This window comes from Methylomonas stagni, assembly GCF_050154735.1.
Classification (GTDB): domain Bacteria; phylum Pseudomonadota; class Gammaproteobacteria; order Methylococcales; family Methylomonadaceae; genus Methylomonas; species Methylomonas koyamae_A.
Genome location: NZ_CP189557.1, coordinates 3271146 through 3288511 on the forward strand (window position 1 = coordinate 3271146; position 17366 = coordinate 3288511).

The 17366-nt window shown below is 50.8% G+C and carries 9 protein-coding genes, 2 tRNA genes and 2 rRNA genes; all 13 read right to left on the reverse strand.

All coding sequences use genetic code 11. The features are described from left to right. Positions 1-49: 49 nt before the first annotated feature. Complete coding sequence (tagF, locus tag ACP4CD_RS15080) at positions 50-1588, reverse strand: type VI secretion system-associated protein TagF (RefSeq protein WP_426991500.1); 1539 nt, start codon at positions 1586-1588, stop codon at positions 50-52. Next, a complete protein-coding gene (gene tssM / locus ACP4CD_RS15085; RefSeq protein WP_426991501.1) occupies positions 1585-5115 on the reverse strand; it encodes a type VI secretion system membrane subunit TssM in 3531 nt (1176 codons plus the stop codon). The genes tagF and tssM overlap by 4 nt, the downstream gene beginning before the upstream one ends. 21 nt (positions 5116-5136) lie before the next feature. Then, complete coding sequence (gene icmH, locus ACP4CD_RS15090) at positions 5137-6456, reverse strand: type IVB secretion system protein IcmH/DotU (RefSeq protein WP_426994690.1); 1320 nt, start codon at positions 6454-6456, stop codon at positions 5137-5139. Further along, positions 6456-7796 (reverse strand): type VI secretion system baseplate subunit TssK, encoded by a 1341-nt coding sequence (gene tssK, locus ACP4CD_RS15095; protein ID WP_426991502.1) that lies wholly within the window; start codon positions 7794-7796, stop codon positions 6456-6458. The genes icmH and tssK overlap by 1 nt, the downstream gene beginning before the upstream one ends. A gap of 59 nt (positions 7797-7855) precedes the next feature. Next, positions 7856-9208, reverse strand: coding sequence for a type VI secretion system-associated FHA domain protein TagH (tagH, locus tag ACP4CD_RS15100; RefSeq protein WP_426991504.1), 1353 nt, complete (start codon positions 9206-9208; stop codon positions 7856-7858). Positions 9209-9387: 179 nt separating this feature from the next. Then, on the reverse strand, positions 9388-9792 hold the full coding sequence (locus ACP4CD_RS15105; RefSeq protein WP_071156217.1) for a hypothetical protein: 405 nt from the start codon (positions 9790-9792) through the stop codon (positions 9388-9390). A gap of 168 nt (positions 9793-9960) precedes the next feature. After that, positions 9961-11205, reverse strand: coding sequence for a bacterial ammonia monooxygenase, subunit AmoB (gene amoB / locus ACP4CD_RS15110; protein WP_064028764.1), 1245 nt, complete (start codon positions 11203-11205; stop codon positions 9961-9963). Positions 11206-11300: 95 nt separating this feature from the next. Then, on the reverse strand, positions 11301-12050 hold the full coding sequence (gene amoA / locus ACP4CD_RS15115; RefSeq protein ID WP_426991505.1) for a bacterial ammonia monooxygenase, subunit AmoA: 750 nt from the start codon (positions 12048-12050) through the stop codon (positions 11301-11303). 114 nt (positions 12051-12164) lie between these two features. Further along, on the reverse strand, positions 12165-12917 hold the full coding sequence (amoC, locus tag ACP4CD_RS15120) for a bacterial ammonia monooxygenase, subunit AmoC (protein ID WP_426991507.1): 753 nt from the start codon (positions 12915-12917) through the stop codon (positions 12165-12167). A 683-nt stretch (positions 12918-13600) separates the two neighbouring features. Continuing rightward, a 5S ribosomal RNA gene (rrf, locus tag ACP4CD_RS15125) occupies positions 13601-13716 on the reverse strand. A gap of 226 nt (positions 13717-13942) precedes the next feature. Further along, positions 13943-16836 (reverse strand): 23S ribosomal RNA (locus ACP4CD_RS15130). A 292-nt stretch (positions 16837-17128) separates the two neighbouring features. Then, positions 17129-17204 (reverse strand) — tRNA-Ala (locus ACP4CD_RS15135). A 32-nt stretch (positions 17205-17236) separates the two neighbouring features. Beyond that, positions 17237-17313 (reverse strand) — tRNA-Ile (locus ACP4CD_RS15140). Positions 17314-17366 lie beyond the last annotated feature (53 nt).

Here is a 17366-nt window from a genome sequence, read left to right on the forward strand (position 1 = left end):
AAAAAATGAGTATAAAACTATCACCGCTCGCGAAGCCACTCAACCGCAGTCATGCCCACTCGGCGACGACGACGGTAATATTGTCCCGGCCCGTGCGATTTAGCGCGGCATTGATCAAGGCTTCCGCAACCGTTTGGCAGCTGGCACCGGCCAACATGTCGGCAATCTCATCGTCCGCCAGCTCCTTATCCAATCCGTCGCTACATAACAGATAGCGGTCGCCGGCTTCGGCAACAAAGCGCAGTGTATCCAGTTCCAATTTGGCCTGACCGCCAACCGCCCGCGTAATCACGTTGGCGCCGACTTGCTGCAGGGCGTCTTCGCGGCTCATCAAACCGGTTTCCATCAATTCGTCCAATAATGTGTGGTCGCGGGTGACCTGCTCTATCCGGCCGGCCCGAAACCGGTACAAGCGGCTGTCCCCGGCCCAGACTGCCGCACACTGGCGCCCCCTGGCCAGCAGCACTACCACGGTGGTACCGATCACCGCACCTTGCTGCAAACTTAGCGCAAAGCGGCACAAATCGTCGTTGACCTTAATCAAACGACTACCGACCCAGGCAATTTCCGCATCCAAGTCGGCCAATTCAGGCATTTCCGCGAGACTGTCTACCAACAGGCGGCTAGCCAAATCGCCGGACTGGTGGCCGCCCATACCGTCGGCCACCACCCATAAACCCTGGCCTGGTCGACACAGCATCGCGTCCTCGTTGTGTTTACGCTTGTTGCCTACCACGGTAATCCCGTGAGAATCCCAAGCCAAACTCGGCTCAACGCCGGATAACTCCGGCAGCGGTGGCAGCGGCGGCGGCTCCGAATTCACGGCACCGACGGCCTCGGAAACCGGCGGCGTCGCAAGACTGAAAACCTGGCACTGCCAAGCATTGCTGTGGCGCGGCGCGCCTTGTAGGAAACCAGCGTAGGCATCGAGCGGCGGCAAACCTTCGCAATACAAAAAATTCGGCCGGCCCTGTTGAGTGCCATGACAAGCCCATAGGCTGTAATTGCCCAAATAGCGGTCAAGCAACAACTGACTCAAGCGCGGGAACACGTTGCCTACCTGCGCCAATGAGTCCAGGTCGAAGCGAACCGCTTGCTTAGCGGAACCTACGCGTTCTCCCGTGGAATCCAGCGCGAACTGACCGGCCGACACCGCATCGATCGCCAGAATCTCGCGATCAAAGCCATCCAGATCAAACTGTTCGGCCAAGCCGGCCAAAGCCGCCTCCTCCAAACGGGAAAACCAATCGGACTCCGGCAAAAACAAAGCTGAAACGGCATTGGCATCGACCGCCTGCGCCAAGGTCAGCGGATAATAACGCCCCACCCGGTCGACGCTGGGCATCATCACGCCGGCCCAAGCCGACGGCCCGCAAAGGCCGGGACTAAGTGTGAAGCGCCAAATCGGGCTGACCAGAAATAGCGAAAGCCACTGGTCGCCCAACATTTCCTGGCTGGCACGCAACGATCCTTGCAGCCATTGATCCCAGGGATCGATAAACTGTCTGGGCAAGCGCCGACTGACAAAATCGCCCAGCGCCGGTACTTTGCCGAAAAAACCGACGCGGTGATTTTCCGGAACGCTCACAACGACTCCGGACAACGAAAAGTTTGGTACTCGCTGATGCCGAACGGGTTATTGACGCTAGCGGCACGCAGCTCGAAACGGGCGCTATAACCCTCCAATTGCACGGTCAAATTGAAGCGGTCCGGCAGACTAGTCGGCTCGATATTGAATTCGTCCAGCATCCGAAATAAAGCCCATGCCCCTTCCTTAGTCCGACTGACTTGCTTGCCGTCCAAGGCTTCGAACACGACCCGAACCCCGGCACTGTTGTTGGTGCCGGGCCATTGGAATTTGGTCAACTGCTCCGGACCATGGCGGTAAACCAGCTCCTGGCCTTCGACATTCAGCCGAAAAGTCCCGATCCGGTCGTCCAGGGTCAACGGTTTTAACTCGAATTGCACTTGCGGCACCGCCCCGCCGTTCGGGAAAAACGCGTCGCGAATTTTGGCGGCAATTTGGAATTGGCGGATGCTCGCCGGCGCCAAGCCCAGTGCGTTATCGGAGGCCAACTCCCGCCATTGCACCTGCGCGGTATCGACAAAGGCCTTCAGATTGGTGTTGAAAAATTGATCTACCACGCCGTTCGCGGCAAAGACCTTGCCGAAGTCGGCCATCAACACGTCTTGCGGAGTGTTTTTTGCGAACGGGTAGCGACCGGTCAATGCGGCTTTGCACGGCAAACTGACCGAAGTCTTCAACAAATCGTTCAACTGGCCCTTGGCGCCCGTCTTGATTTGCTGGCCGCCAGTCGCGGTCAATGCGTTCAACGACGCGGCGATCGGACCTGGCAAACGCGCGAACTCCATTTTGGCGGCTTGGATGGGATCGATGCCGCCGCCGGCAGCTTTGGCGGCCTCGGTGGACAGTGCCTGGCCTCCGGCATTACTGGCCGCGCCGATCTGCATCAGATAGTCGTGCAAATTCTTCAGACTGGTCAGGGTAGATGCTATCGGCGCAGGCCTATCGGCCGCGCCGCGCACTTGTAAGTTGAAGGGCTCGAAATAAGCCTCCAAAGCTTTAACCGGATCAATACCGCTGTCGCCTTGCTTGGCCATGGCTAGCAACTTTTGGGTTGCCGCTTCCGGAACGGCTAACCCGCCGCCGGCCGCTTTGGTCAAACTATCCGCCAGATTGGCCGACAGCTTGCTCAACGAGGTATTTTTCTCGACCAACTCCAGCAGCAGTTTTAACGGCGAATCGGGTCGGGACAACAAATCAAGGGTATCGACCAGTTGCGTCGTACTCGGTTGCGGTCGAAACTTGACCGCCGTCAGCACGCCATCCCACGTCTTCTGATAATCGGCCAGATACAGGCGTTTGAAGTCGCCGTACAGGCGATCCAATTCCAACACCGTATCGGTGGCGCTGACACCCAACACCCAATTTTGCGAGGCGGCTTCCTTGACGTAATCCATGCCCTTCTTTAAAAACCAGTCGGTGTAGCCGTAACTGGTAAACAATCCAGGCACGATCAGGCTATCCAAGCCCTTGCCATTGGCGGCGGAAAAGACTCGATCGCCGTTCGGCGCCAACTGGCCGGCCAATATGACATCGTGATCGTGATCGAATAGGGCTTCGCTTTTGAAGCGGCTATAAACTTGGTTGACCAGCGGTACTTGGGTGAGTTTATTACGAACCGACGTGACGAAGCTGTTATCAATCGGCGCCGAATCCAAGTCGAGCGCCAGCAAATTGTCCAAGTGAGTCAGCAACTGGGCCTGCGTTTCGGGGTCCGTGGAAAACTGATGCTCCCAATCCAGCTTAACCCAGGGTTGCGCGACCTTGATATCCATGCGCTTCGGATCGCCGAACATCAGGTATACGCGCAACAACTGATATAACACATCCAGATTAGCGCCTTCGTCGCCCTGCATACGTTCCTTTAAGCGCACGACAACTAACGGCAAGAAGTTATCCCTCAGCAGTTTTTCGTAGGCCACATTGACACCGGCTTCGATCTTGTCGCCCTGGTACAGGCCGAAACCCCCACTCCAACCCACTTGGCGATAAACCTCTCGTGCATCGGTAAGAGCATTGAGTTTGGGCAACAACGCGACAAATCCACTACGGGTGTCCGTGCCGACCGCATTGCTGGCGCGAAACGCGGCTACATGTTTCTCGACTTCAGCCAGCGCCAGTTTATTTGCTGTCAGACTAACAAACCAGCAAACCACGGCAATAACGACGACGCCCGCCGTGGCGGCGTAAGCGCCAAGCGACAACAATCGATAGCGGCGTTCGATCTTCGGATCGACACCCACCAAATCGGCTTCCGGGAATACGACCTGTTTGAGCAATTTGCCGAGAAAGAAACTCTTGCCGCGTCCGCTCATCATCGGCACGGCCTGACGTTCCAAGCGAAAGCTGCTCGCCAAGGCTGACAACACCCGGTCGATAGGCGTGCCTTCTTGAGTACCGCTACTGAAATAAACCCCGCGTAGTAAAAACGGCTCCTCGTATCGGCTAACCGCAAACGTGGTTTCGAGAAATTGCAAAGCTGACGATTTCAACAACATCATTTGCTGCGGAAAATCGAATATCGCCGCACGGCGTTGTAGGTCGCGCTCTTCTTGCATGCGCTTCAGGCGGCGCTGCAGCAAGCGGTCCACCAATTCGTCGTACGCGAGCCGAAATTGATCGAGGTGCTGCGGCAGGTCTTGAACGCCCGCTCCCGGCGCAAAAGTTTCACCCCATACCTGTCCACGCTCGTCCTCGCTCAGATTGGCATAAAAGTCGGTAAACCCGGCCAGCAAATCAGTTTTGGTGAACAATACGTAAACGGGCAACTGCACGCCCAATTGGCCGTTTAGTTCCATGATACGCTGGCGCACAGCCGTGGCATGCTGGCGAATTTCTTCCTCGGTTTGCCGCATTAAATCGCCGACGCTGACGGCGACGAAAACCCCGTTTAACGGCCTACGCGGCCGGTATTTTTTTAACAACTGCAAAAAGCCGTGCCAAGCCGATGCATCGACCTGCTGATGGCTATCTTGGGTTGTGTATCGACCGGCGGTATCTAACAGCACTGCTTCGTCGCTAAACCACCAATCACAATCTCGGGTCCCGCTGACGCCTTTAATCGCATGTTTGCCCAAGCGCTCGGCCAGAGGAAAATGCAAGCCGGAGTTGATTAGTGCGGTAGTTTTACCGGAGCCCGGCGCGCCGATGATGGCGTACCAGGGTAGCTCGTACAAATACTGGCTACCGCGCGATTTACCGGTCGGCGTTTTCAATAGCTGTAGGGCATCCTCAAAGCCGCGCCGCAGCACGTCCAATTCCGCTTCGCTGGCGGAAGCCGCGTCGTTGGCATCGGCCGTCGCTAAGTCCGCGATCAGTTTTTTCTCGCGGTTGGTCGAGAGTACCTTATGCAGCATACGATATGCCAACCAGACAGCGACCAAAATCCCTATCGCCAACCAGCGAGCCCATTCGGACTCCAATGGAACTGCTCCGGCTATCGCAATCAACGGACCGATAAACCAGATCAGCAGCGCAACGGCAAGCACGCCAAGCAGTTCCAGCACCCATTTTGTTTTCAAGAAAACCATAATCCGTCCCACGCGGCTATCTCACTTCACCAAAATATCGACACGACGATTGAACGCCCGGTGTTCCGGGCTATCGTTAGGCTCCAGCGGCTCTCCGTCAGCCCGGCCTTCGGCTCGGGCAGTGCCTGCCAATTGGGCCGACTGTTGCAAAATAGTCAATACGTTTTTTGCCCTAGCGGTGGACAGACTCCAATTGGACGGGAATTTGGCCGACACAATGGGCTTATCATCGGTGTGGCCGGTTACTAATATACTCTCCTGACCATTTTCCAGCTCCTTGGCGATTTTCTTGAGCATTGGCAGAAACTCGGGTTTCACCTGATCGCTACCGGATGGAAACGAATTACGGACGCGAATGACGCTATCATCGACAACTTCTACCATATTCGCGGCGATTTCGTCCTTCAGCAGCGGCTTGAACCGCTCCAAACGCGGCACCGCTTTTACTTGCATTTGAGCAGATTGCGCCGCGGACGTATCAACGGTAGTTTGGGCTGGCGCGGCGGTCAACGTTAATAAATCTCGGTATACCGGGTCTGAAGTCGAATTGATCCAATAGGCAAACCCTAGATAGCACAGTATCAGCAAACCCGCCGCCACCGCTCCGAATATCCAGAGGGGAACCTGCTTCATCAAGTTGCCTTTTCCAGTATTTTGGCCGCGCCAGCGTGGCGACAACTCCGGTTCAAAGTCGCCCCGAACTCGTTGGATGAGCTGATATAACTCCAAGCGCTGGCGCTCTATATCGTTTAAACCATTCGGAATAACTCGGTATTTCCCTTCGAACCCAAAACTCATTAATACATAGCAAAACTCCAATAATGACAAGCTTTGCGCCGGCTGCTTGACCAGATAATCGACGATTTGAAAAAAACGCTCTCCACCCCAGGCCTCCTTATGAAACACGATTAACAAGCTCTGGTGCCCCCAGTTACTTTGACTGCCCCAAGGGGTGTTTTGAATGATTTCATCCAGAAACGTACATAAACAATAGCTGGCCATTCGGCCTTGTTCAGTCGGAATGCCGGCGGCCAGTGTGCGATTTTCGAACTCGCGTACCTCCTTCCCCAATTTTTGCTTGAGTTCATCAACCGCAGGGTAGCTTACCGTTTGTTTCAATCTGGACGCTAGTGACAACAAGCCCGCAGCCAAATCGACCAAGGAGCCGGATTGCCTAAACGGCAAAGCCTCTATCAAGTTGACAGGCGCCTGAATATTTAGTGGGGGCTGAATCTGAGCGGCTGGCCGGCTGGCGCCAACATCCGGTGATCGCCCGCCAGGCATGGGCCGAAGTACGGTTTTGTCGTCGTCACCGAAAGGTCCACCTTGCACCATAATCATCACCCTTTTTTGATGGCCCAAAATTCCAATTCCAAGCCTGGAAAATTACCGCCGATATGGAAAGCGAAACCACCTGAATCCGCCATCTTCTTCCAGTACGGACTATGTTTGTCGAGTTCGAAATATGAATAGCCGGCGTGATAGGGCAGCTGTCTTGGGGCGACCGGTAGTGGGTGAATAGAGATTCCAGGTAGCGCCGCTGTCACTAGTTGAGTGATTTCTTCGACGGGACCTATTTTGACTTGTGGCGGAAAGTGAGTACGTAGCATTTCCGACGAAATCTGCGCGCCCGCCGCCAACACGTATATCGCATTATCCAACAGTTTGACGTCTGGACGACCGGAGTAGTAAACGGATTGACTATGTTTGTTTAGCGGAATCTGGATGGCGTTCTGCTCAAGCACCATACTCAGTAACCGACGTAATTCTTCGATCAACGGAATGAAGCTTAACCGTAAATCGTCATGCTGGTAGTCCGGCATTTTCGCCGGACGCTTGTTCTGCCTGTAAAAAGTTGAGAGGTCTCCCATGATTTGCAAGCCTAGACTAAACATGCTTTCCGGGTGGAGACTCGTTTCGTTGGCTAAGTGCTGAAGCAGCGGTTGGTAGCGATTGATGGTTTGCAGCAACATGAAATCGGCGACTTCCGCAACCCCTGCACCTTGCGATGCGCCGGATACTCGCGAGGCCAAAGCTTCCCCACGAGTGTGTAACAAACCGTTCAGTTCTCGTAAAAAGCCGGATAATAAGCCGCACGCACCCGCCTTTAAAACAGGGGGTATATAGTTTTCATCCAGTAGCACAGTTTTATCCGCGCGAACTTCAATTATTCGAGCAACGCCCAAACACAAAAAACCCGAGCGCTCCTCGCTTTCCAACATTAAGCGCGGGCGAATAACCCCAATTTGAACCGGGTAGCGTCCATCATTCCCAGCATTGCTATCTCTCACATCCCTAGTTGCTATCCGGTAACGAGCCAATGAATCGGGCGTATACTCGTCATCGGTTTCCGCAGCTTCTGACCGACGCATAGGCAAGGCAAAATAGACCCTTTCGTCAGTAGTCCCTGATGGTATATCCAGTGGTAACGGTAATTCGTCTTCCGTAGGCAGATTATATGGTGTACCGTCTTGGAAGATTCCCCTTGCCCTTAACAGGCAGATTTTTCCAATCGCCAATGATCCGTGATCAATTTCCAGGGCAGAATAACCCCAATCGAATGCACGAATGCCATGGCAGCGTCCGTCTATCCGCGCTTCCAAATAGCGATCATGCTGCTGAAAATGTTGCGGGCGAAGAAACATACCCTCGGACCAAACGATCCTGTTGTTATTAGACATATTTAGTCAAACATTTTGCTAGTTACAGGGAAGTCGTTTAGCGCTCCGCTCTCGGCCTTTTACCGGCGCATGAGCAATTTCATTTGCATTTCATACGCGTTAGCGAATTCTTCACCGAAGAAATCCTCTTGTGCCGATTTTGTCAAATGCGGATAGGCTTCGCAGTATTGATCCCAACATTTCGCTTTCTTTTGAAACACGATACCTTCACCGAGTGACTTTTCGAATAAATCTGGATCGAAACGTTTTAATATCGCGACAAGCGATGCCTGTATTCCGGCAGTCATGGCCATTTGATGCGAACTAATGTCGTTATACGCCTCATCCACCGCTGATTTCGGGTCGATAAACGCTGGATTTCCAGGCATTAACATGAGTTTCAGCACGCTTTCGACATCCGGGTTAAATTTTAACGGGTTGTTGTCGAATGATTTGATAGTCGTCACCGAAACTCTGAATTCGCTTTTCATTTCTGCCCGGGCCCTTAACACGTCCATTAGGCCTACAGTTAAACTCCGGAATAATATCCCAGCTGTCCGCATAACTTCGGGCCATTGCTCGGGCGATGAAAACGCCGCTTCGTGCACACCTGCGCCTTCCAAAAAACATGAGAGTAGGTGTTTCGTGTCGGTTGCCGTTCCGGATACCGCATCTTCATCTGAAGACTTTGCTACGGTAAACGGTTTTGGAGCCTCGGGGAAAGAAGGCGAAGGTTGCGCCACACTGGATTTCGGTGCCTCTACCTCAAACTGCTTAATCTCAGGTATCTCCCTTGGTGCATCAATACAGAAATCAGGGGCACTCTGAAAGGGTGATAGTTCCGATTCGTCACTACTTTTTGCCAGCGCATCGAGTCCCTTCAATAAATCTCCAATATCCTTAGGCGCATCTCCAACACTTAATGCCGGAGGAGGTGTAAAGCTATCATTAAAGGATGAAGATATTAGCTCTTCGGCGAACGCATTTTTTTGAAACGGAGCAATGTCATCTTGCACAGCGGCAAACGGAGAGTTATCCGCACTGAAAGGGCCCGGTATTGAAAACTCAAACGCTCCGCTTGTGTTTTCAGTTACCGGCGAAGTAATTGGCTCGCTAGCTCGATAGTTAGCGATTAGCTCGTACTCACCGATACGTATTAAGGAATTATCAGGCAATAAGTGTAATTCATTATTTAACGTTAGTCCCTCATTGACCAAGTGTGTGCCATTTTTACTGGCATCTTGGATATAAAAGCAGTTGGCTTGAAAAGAGATATTCGCGTGGTGACCGGATATAAAGCTCTCTGGATCAACCAAGACTAACGTATTTCCCGGCTTTCTGCCTATCGTCCCGCCTTTCTCATCGAATTCCGCGTTCAGCGGTTGAGCAATAGGCACCCCTTTATAAGTCAGCACTTGCAGAGTGAGGTTCATAAAGTTTGCGTTTACCTAACTTTGACAAAATATCCAAATTGTGAACGACGGCTTGCTTCGAAACATAGCCGAAGGTTTGTTCTTCATTTTTCTGCGTCGTAAAGTGTAGTGCACATTTTATCCCCTGTGCGATACGTATTAACCAGATACAAGCTTGGCTACTGAGTTATCGGCAAATCTTATTTTTGCGGATTACTCTCTTCGGTGCTGGTCACCTGATTCGACATACATTCAACTACGCTCTCGGTGTAATTTGAATGTGCATCCGCAAGTTTTTTTGGATCACCAAAGTCGCTTCTCAATTCCGATAGCGTTTTTTTAGGATCAGGAGATTTATTCAAGCTCAACATTTTTGTGTAATTTTTGTAGGCTACTCGACGTACTGGATCTAATAAGAACAATCCAGGCATATTGCTTGACGTTGAAGCTACTACGCAATTAGTCATAATCTCCGGTGATATTCTGTAATCCTGTATGTCCTTATCTGCTTTCATTTGTTCTAATACGGCTAGTTTATAGTCTTCTTTTTCCGAACATCCTGCCAAGATAGTTACTGACAGTACAATTAATAAGATTTTTTTCATGCCTTGCTCTTAAATAATCCTGTTACAACCTCAATCCGTGCTACACATTTAAGCCTTGGGCATTGCGTTGCCTGGCAAATTAAATACACGGATTAAAAAAAACCCCCGCTATTTTTCAATAGCGAGGGCTTTCAATCCTCTAAGCTTTTACGCTTAGACTTTCATTAATTAGATGAAAGTCGGGATCAGCGGAGCGTCAATAGTTACCAATTGACGGCTGCCGTTAGCATCCCAGAAGAACAACAGACCAGCGAAGCGGCTGTCTGGATCGTAGATCAAGTCGGCCAGACGGTATACTTCCCAAGCAGCGTCAGAAGCTGTAACTTCGACAGTGCGGGTTTCGCCTGGAGCCAGAGGGCTGTTATCGCTAACAGTCAGGCCTTCTTCAGCCAACAAGTCGTCAGGATAAGCTGTATCGTCTTCATGAACCGCAGGATCCAGGAAGCGAACACCCGCTGTGTTGAACTCGCCCAAACGAACAGGAGAATCACCGTTGTTGGTGATAGTCAAGGTCATTTGCATCGCACGACCAGGTACACGGTAAGAAGCGTCATCAACTTTTACAGAAACAGTAGCTTCTGGCATTTGATAAGTTTTCATACCACGCAACAAACCAGCTTGCAGCGGAGTTGTTACAGGGTATTTTTCGTTGGTTGTGCCCATTGAGGCGGCAACGATAACCATAGTACCAACTGCGAACAGCATACCAACTTTTTTGTCACCAGCTGAGATCAAAGAATCTGCTTTACCGGTGCTTACAGCGATATGACGTGGAACGAACAGAGGACGTTTGATCCAGAACAGCAACCAAGCGAACGCAATTACGAACCATACTGCGTGCCAGAAATAGACGTTATCCAGAGCGTAGTGTTCCAGGTCTATGGTTTGGCCGGTCAGAGTGGTAACAGGGTTTACGAATTCTTTCATTGAACCGGTAATGGTTACCCATTTACCAGGACCGATGATAGGACCACCGCCTTGTACGTTCATCATGGAATGAACGTGCCAGTCGCCAGGACGACGAGCTTTCAGCAGAACTTTAAATTCGTATACTTCACCCAATTCCAAGGAAACTGAACGAGGAACCAGTTGACCACCAATCCAAGAACCAGCACGAATAAATACTGGACCAGGAATACCAACGTTCAAGAACGAAACTTCTGGTTTATCAACGGTTTCAGGCCAACCTGCGAATACCAGGAACTTACCAGAAATGGTCATCGTTTCGTTAACGGGTACTTCTTCTTTTGACCAGTTCAAGTCAAACCAGTGAATAGTCCGCATCCGCATAAACGCAGCCTGTGACTTTTCACCATGAGCAGATGCCGTTGGAGCGTAAAACATCGCTGCTGTCATTGCGACCAACAGTGCGACAAAGGACAGTTTTGCAACTTTGTCTTTTATTATTTTCATATTTCCTCCTCTATCACTAGAGAATTTAAATTAAGACTTTCTGGCAATCTATATGCAATTAAATTGCCAGCTTCATTTTTATCGAACCGTTCTAATTAAGAAGCGTCGTCAGCGATGAAATCGGTTTTAGCGAACCATCTGCCGAAGAAATGCCACAAGAAGTAGATGATGATAGAAACGAAACCGGAGAAGAACGCTGATACAGGAGCAACGTCTTTACCGAAAGTTCTTAAAGTACCTTTCTCAACCATCCGGATGTACTCAGGAGTACCGGTACGAACATAGTGATAACCTTGCAAGTCAGCCAAAGTCATCATCATACCGTTGTACTCTACAGGAACGTGCAGAGGTGCGATTACTGGCCAGTTACCTGGGTAGAACAACAGACCATAAGCAAGGCCACCAACTACCGCAGTCAAAGTCATGCTGTTGCCCAACATCAGGATTGTATCCAGCACGATTGCGCCAGGAATCAGGTTTGAAGGGAAGCAGATGTTGACTGGGAAGTATGTCCAACCCCAGAAGTTCATGTAACGGTTAATCCACTCGCCAATCATCAGAGCAACAACAGAAATCGTAGCGCCGATCGGCAAACGGTATCTCCACCACAAGCACGCTTGAACAGCCGCAGGGAAAGTAATAGAAACGATAGGCGCCACGGTTACCCACAGACGTCTATCTTTCCAGTCGGTCCAGAAGTCCCAGTCACCACCGGTCAACATGTAGTGAATGTGATAACCGCCCAGAACCGCTGTGAACAGTGTAAAAAGAATCATCCAGTCAAACGTACGGGAAACTTGTACCGCTTCCGCACGAGAACGTACAGCTGATTGAGATGCGCTCATTAGCTTACCTCCTAAAGAATTAAAATTATATTTTTTACCACTCTCTTATCCTGCTCCGACCAATGGCGGACCGGAGCAAGAAAGGAGATAGTTTTTACTTTTAAAAGCCCGAACTTAAGCCAGGTCTTTTTTCAGCAATTTGGTAATTGCCATTACTTCGGTGTTCACAACACCCATTATAGCCAGAGCAGCCCAACCAAAGAATACGAAACCGTAGTGCAAAGGTGCAACGAACAACTCTTCCATAAACCAGAATGTGTGACCCCATTCATTCAAACCAACGTTAGGCAGAATCATGAACGGACCGATAACTGCGATCAAATACATCAGGTGTAAACCTTCTTGATAGGTAGGCAGTCTGGTTTTTGCATACATGAAAGCAGCAGAACCAGTGATGATGTAGATTGGGTATGACAGATAGAACTCGATGATGTGACTTGGGGTAAAGTCGGTATCACGAACGATGGTTTGGTGCCATGTGCCATCTTGCTCGGTAAAGTAAGAAGCACCCCAGTAGATTGCCCAACCGTAGCAAACCAACCAAGTCCAGTGAGTAAAGTGACGACGCAGCTCTTCACGTGGAGTGATCGACATTACTTTACGGTCACGCGTTTTCCAGATATAGCCGTTGATACCTGCGAACAGGATAACTTCGACTACGATCTCGATGTACAGCATATTCATCCAGTATGTTTCGAACTCAGGCGCGAATGAGTCCAGACCAGCTGACCAGCCGTAAACGCCTTCGTACCAACGAATGAATGAATAAAAACCCAAGTACAGTGCGACGCCTGCCCACAGGTTTTTTTGATTTAAAAGCGGTGCTTCCGCAGCATCAGCCTTAACTGATTCAGTTGTAGCAGCCATTTCTACCTCCTAAAAGATTGTCTAAATCCCCGATCATATCGGGAGTTCTTTGTTTTTCCTGAATTCAAGCCTTCTAAATTAAGAAGACACCCCTCCCTTGAGGTGCGAGGCAGTCTACCATCTTGCAAATCCTTGTCAAGTCAATTCATCGTTTCCTACAATAAGTGCTTGCGCCCGCCTAAACAGCATATTACGTTCAGCCGCATCGTCGAATCTGGTTTAGCTCTCCGACCATAAATTTGGATACTTAACGCATCGCTCTGTTGGCAAATTGGCAAATGAAAACGCCCAGTTGGTAGCGGTCAGACCGCTTCTAAAGTCCATACAGCAATACATACATGAAATCGCTCTTATTCTGGTATTCTTGGCATATGTTCGGTGGAAATCGCAAGAAAAGCATTTTTGGCCGGTAGATGGAGATTATTTCAGTCTTTTTGGATCTGGTTTGAATTCGCTTGTTGTTGTGCCATCTGCGTCTTAACGAAGCATTCCCAACCGAATACCTAGCCACACCTTATAAAAATCTAGTAGCGCGGCTTGAAGCTTATTTCACCTTGCGCTCAAGGGCGTTGAAACGAGCGATGGGCTATCGTTCAAGATAAGTCGCCAAATAGACAGTTACTAATCGAGCAAGACAAAAAAAGCCCGCCTATTAGATTAATAGGCGGGCTTTAGGAATAGGCGCTTGGCGATGACCTACTTTCACATGGCAACCTGCCACACTATCATCGGCGCTAAGCGGTTTCACTTCCGAGTTCGGGATGGGATCGGGTGGTTCACGCTTGCTATGTTCACCAAGCAAACTGGTTAAGTTGGTTGTTGACCAACTGTCATGCAACAGGTCGGGTTAAGCCGTCTGGCTTAGCCTTCAGGCATTTATTACGCTAACCACCGCGTGTGCGGATATTCGCGCTTACGTGGTTTTGCCTTTGACCTGCTTTTGATGGAAATCTGTATTGAGTTCGTTCTCTTGCGTTGTTTTCAGCGATCGTCATTTGACGTTACCCAAACGCATTGGGTGTTATATGGTCAAGCCTCACGGGCAATTAGTACACGTTAGCTACGCCCATTACTGGACTTCCACACCGTGCCTATCAACGTTGTCGTCTCCAACGGCCCTTCAGGGGACTTAAAGTCCCAGTGAGATCTCATCTTGGGAGGGGCTTCCCGCTTAGATGCTTTCAGCGGTTATCCTGTCCGAACGTGGCTACCCAGCAATGCCCTTGGCAGGACAACTGGAACACCAGAGGTTCGTCCACTTCGGTCCTCTCGTACTAGAAGCAGCTTCCCTCAAATCTCAAACGCCCACGGCAGATAGGGACCGAACTGTCTCACGACGTTCTGAACCCAGCTCGCGTACCACTTTAAATGGCGAACAGCCATACCCTTGGGACCTGCTTCAGCCCCAGGATGTGATGAGCCGACATCGAGGTGCCAAACACCGCCGTCGATATGAACTCTTGGGCGGTATCAGCCTGTTATCCCCGGCGTACCTTTTATCCGTTGAGCGATGGCCCTTCCATACAGAACCACCGGATCACTAAGACCTACTTTCGTACCTGCTCGACTTGTCCGTCTCGCAGTCAAGCACCCTTATGCCTTTGCACTCATTGCCTGATTTCCGACCAGGCTGAGGGTACCTTCGTGCTCCTCCGTTACTCTTTGGGAGGAGACCGCCCCAGTCAAACTACCCACCAGACACTGTCCCTAATCCAGATAATGGATCGAGGTTAGAACTCCAAACATACCAGGGTGGTATTTCAAGGTTGGCTCCACAAGAACTGGCGTTCCTGCTTCAAAGCCTCCCACCTATCCTACACAAGTAGGTTCAAAGTCCAGTGTCAAGCTATAGTAAAGGTGCACGGGGTCTTTCCGTCTAGCCGCGGGTACACTGCATCTTCACAGCGATTTCAATTTCACTGAGTCCCAGGTGGAGACAGTGTGGCCATCGTTACGCCATTCGTGCAGGTCGGAACTTACCCGACAAGGAATTTCGCTACCTTAGGACCGTTATAGTTACGGCCGCCGTTTACTGGGGCTTCGATCAAGAGCTTCGCTTACGCTAACCCCATCAATTAACCTTCCAGCACCGGGCAGGCGTCACACCCTATACGTCCACTTTCGTGTTTGCAGAGTGCTATGTTTTTGCTAAACAGTCGCAGCCACCGATTTTTTGCAACCGCCTTACGCTCCATCCGCGAGGGACTTCACTTATCAACGGCATACCTTCTCCCGAAGTTACGGTATCATTTTGCCTAGTTCCTTCACCTGGGTTCTCTCAAGCGCCTTAGAATTTTCATCCCACCCACCTGTGTCGGTTTAGGGTACGGCCACTTGTAACCTGAAGCTTAGAGGTTTTTCCTGGAAGCAGGGCATCTATCACTTCGCGTTTCTTTCGAGACACTCGTCATCACGCCTCAGCATATAGCATCCCGGATTTGCCTAAGATGCCTGCCTACACGCTTAAACGGCCACTTCCAACCGACCGCTGATATAGCCTTCTCCGTCACCCCATCGCAGTTACAACTGGTACAGGAATATTAACCTGTTTTCCATCGACTACGCCTTTCGGCCTCGCCTTAGGTGCCGACTAACCCTGCGTCGATTAACGTTGCGCAGGAAACCTTGGGTTTACGGCGAGGGGGTTTTTCACCCCCTTTATCGTTACTTATGTCAGCATTCGCACTTCCGATACCTCCAGCCGACTTCTCAATCGACCTTCGCAGGCGTACGGAACGCTCCTCTACCACTCACGCAAAGCGTGAATCCGTAGCTTCGGTACTATGCTTAGCCCCGGTAAATCTTCCGCGCAGACCGACTCGACCAGTGAGCTATTACGCTTTCTTTAAAGGATGGCTGCTTCTAAGCCAACCTCCTGGCTGTCTGTGCCTTTCCACATCGTTTCCCACTGAGCATAGATTTGGGGACCTTAGCTGACGGTCTGGGCTGTTTCCCTTTTCACGACGGACCTTATCACCCGCCGTGTGTCTCCCGTGCTGACACTTGCTGGTATTCGGAGTTTGCATCGGGTTGGTAAGTCGGGATGACCCCCTAGCCGAAACAGTGCTCTACCCCCAGCAGTGATACACGAGGCGCTACCTAAATAGCTTTCGAGGAGAACCAGCTATCTCCGAGCTTGATTAGCCTTTCACTCCGATCCACAACTCATCCCCTACCTTTTCAACGGGAGTGGGTTCGGTCCTCCAGTGTGTGTTACCACACCTTCAACCTGGTCATGGATAGATCGCCCGGTTTCGGGTCTACACCTTGCGACTCAACGCCCTATTAAGACTCGGTTTCCCTACGCCTCCCCTATTCGGTTAAGCTTGCCACAAAATGTAAGTCGCTGACCCATTATACAAAAGGTACGCAGTCACCCCACGAAGGGGCTCCCACTGCTTGTACGCATACGGTTTCAGGTTCTATTTCACTCCGCTCTCCGCGGTTCTTTTCGCCTTTCCCTCACGGTACTGGTTCACTATCGGTCAGTAAGGAGTATTTAGCCTTGGAGGATGGTCCCCCCATATTCAGTCAACGTTTCACGTGCGCCGACCTACTCGATTTCACTAGAAAAAGGTTTTCGTGTACGGGGCTATCACCCTGTATCGCCGGACTTTCCAGACCGTTCCACTAACCTTATCCTAGCTTAAGGGCTAGTCCCCGTTCGCTCGCCACTACTTAGGGAATCTCGGTTGATTTCTTTTCCTCCGGGTACTTAGATGTTTCAGTTCTCCGGGTTCGCTTCAGTGAGCTATGTATTCACTCAAAGATGACGAGGTTATCCTCGCCGGGTTTCCCCATTCAGACATCGCCGGATCACAGGTTGTTTGCCACCTCCCCGACGCTTTTCGCAGGCTACCACGTCTTTCATCGCCTCTTACTGCCTAGGCATCCACCGTATGCGCTTATTCACTTGACCATATAACCCGAATACGTCTGTATTAAGGTTTTTAGTCGCTGACATGTTCGCTGATGTTGCTTGAGAACGTTTTACGGAGGTTTTGGGCCGCTTTCTTTCGAAAGCCGCTGGCTACCGCCCGCAACTCGTTTTTAAGTATTGATCGTTAGCCGATCAAGACTTAGGTTACAGATTTCCATATTGTTAAAGAGCGTATTGATACGAATATCAATGCTATCGAGCCTTGGGTTATTAACCGAAAAGCTGTATAGCGTTGATGTTGATATCTTGGCTTAAGATCGACGTCACGTGATGGTGGAGCCAGGGAGGATCGAACTCCCGACCTCCTGCGTGCAAGGCAGGCGCTCTCCCAGCTGAGCTATGGCCCCGAATAGATTCAGACTTTCGCCTTTTCGTTAGTTGGTGGGTCTGGGAGGATTTGAACCTCCGACCTCACCCTTATCAGGGGTGCGCTCTAACCAACTGAGCTACAGACCCAGGTGCGTCTTTCAATCGAAATAATTTGTTGTGAGTACGTGTGACAGTGTTCT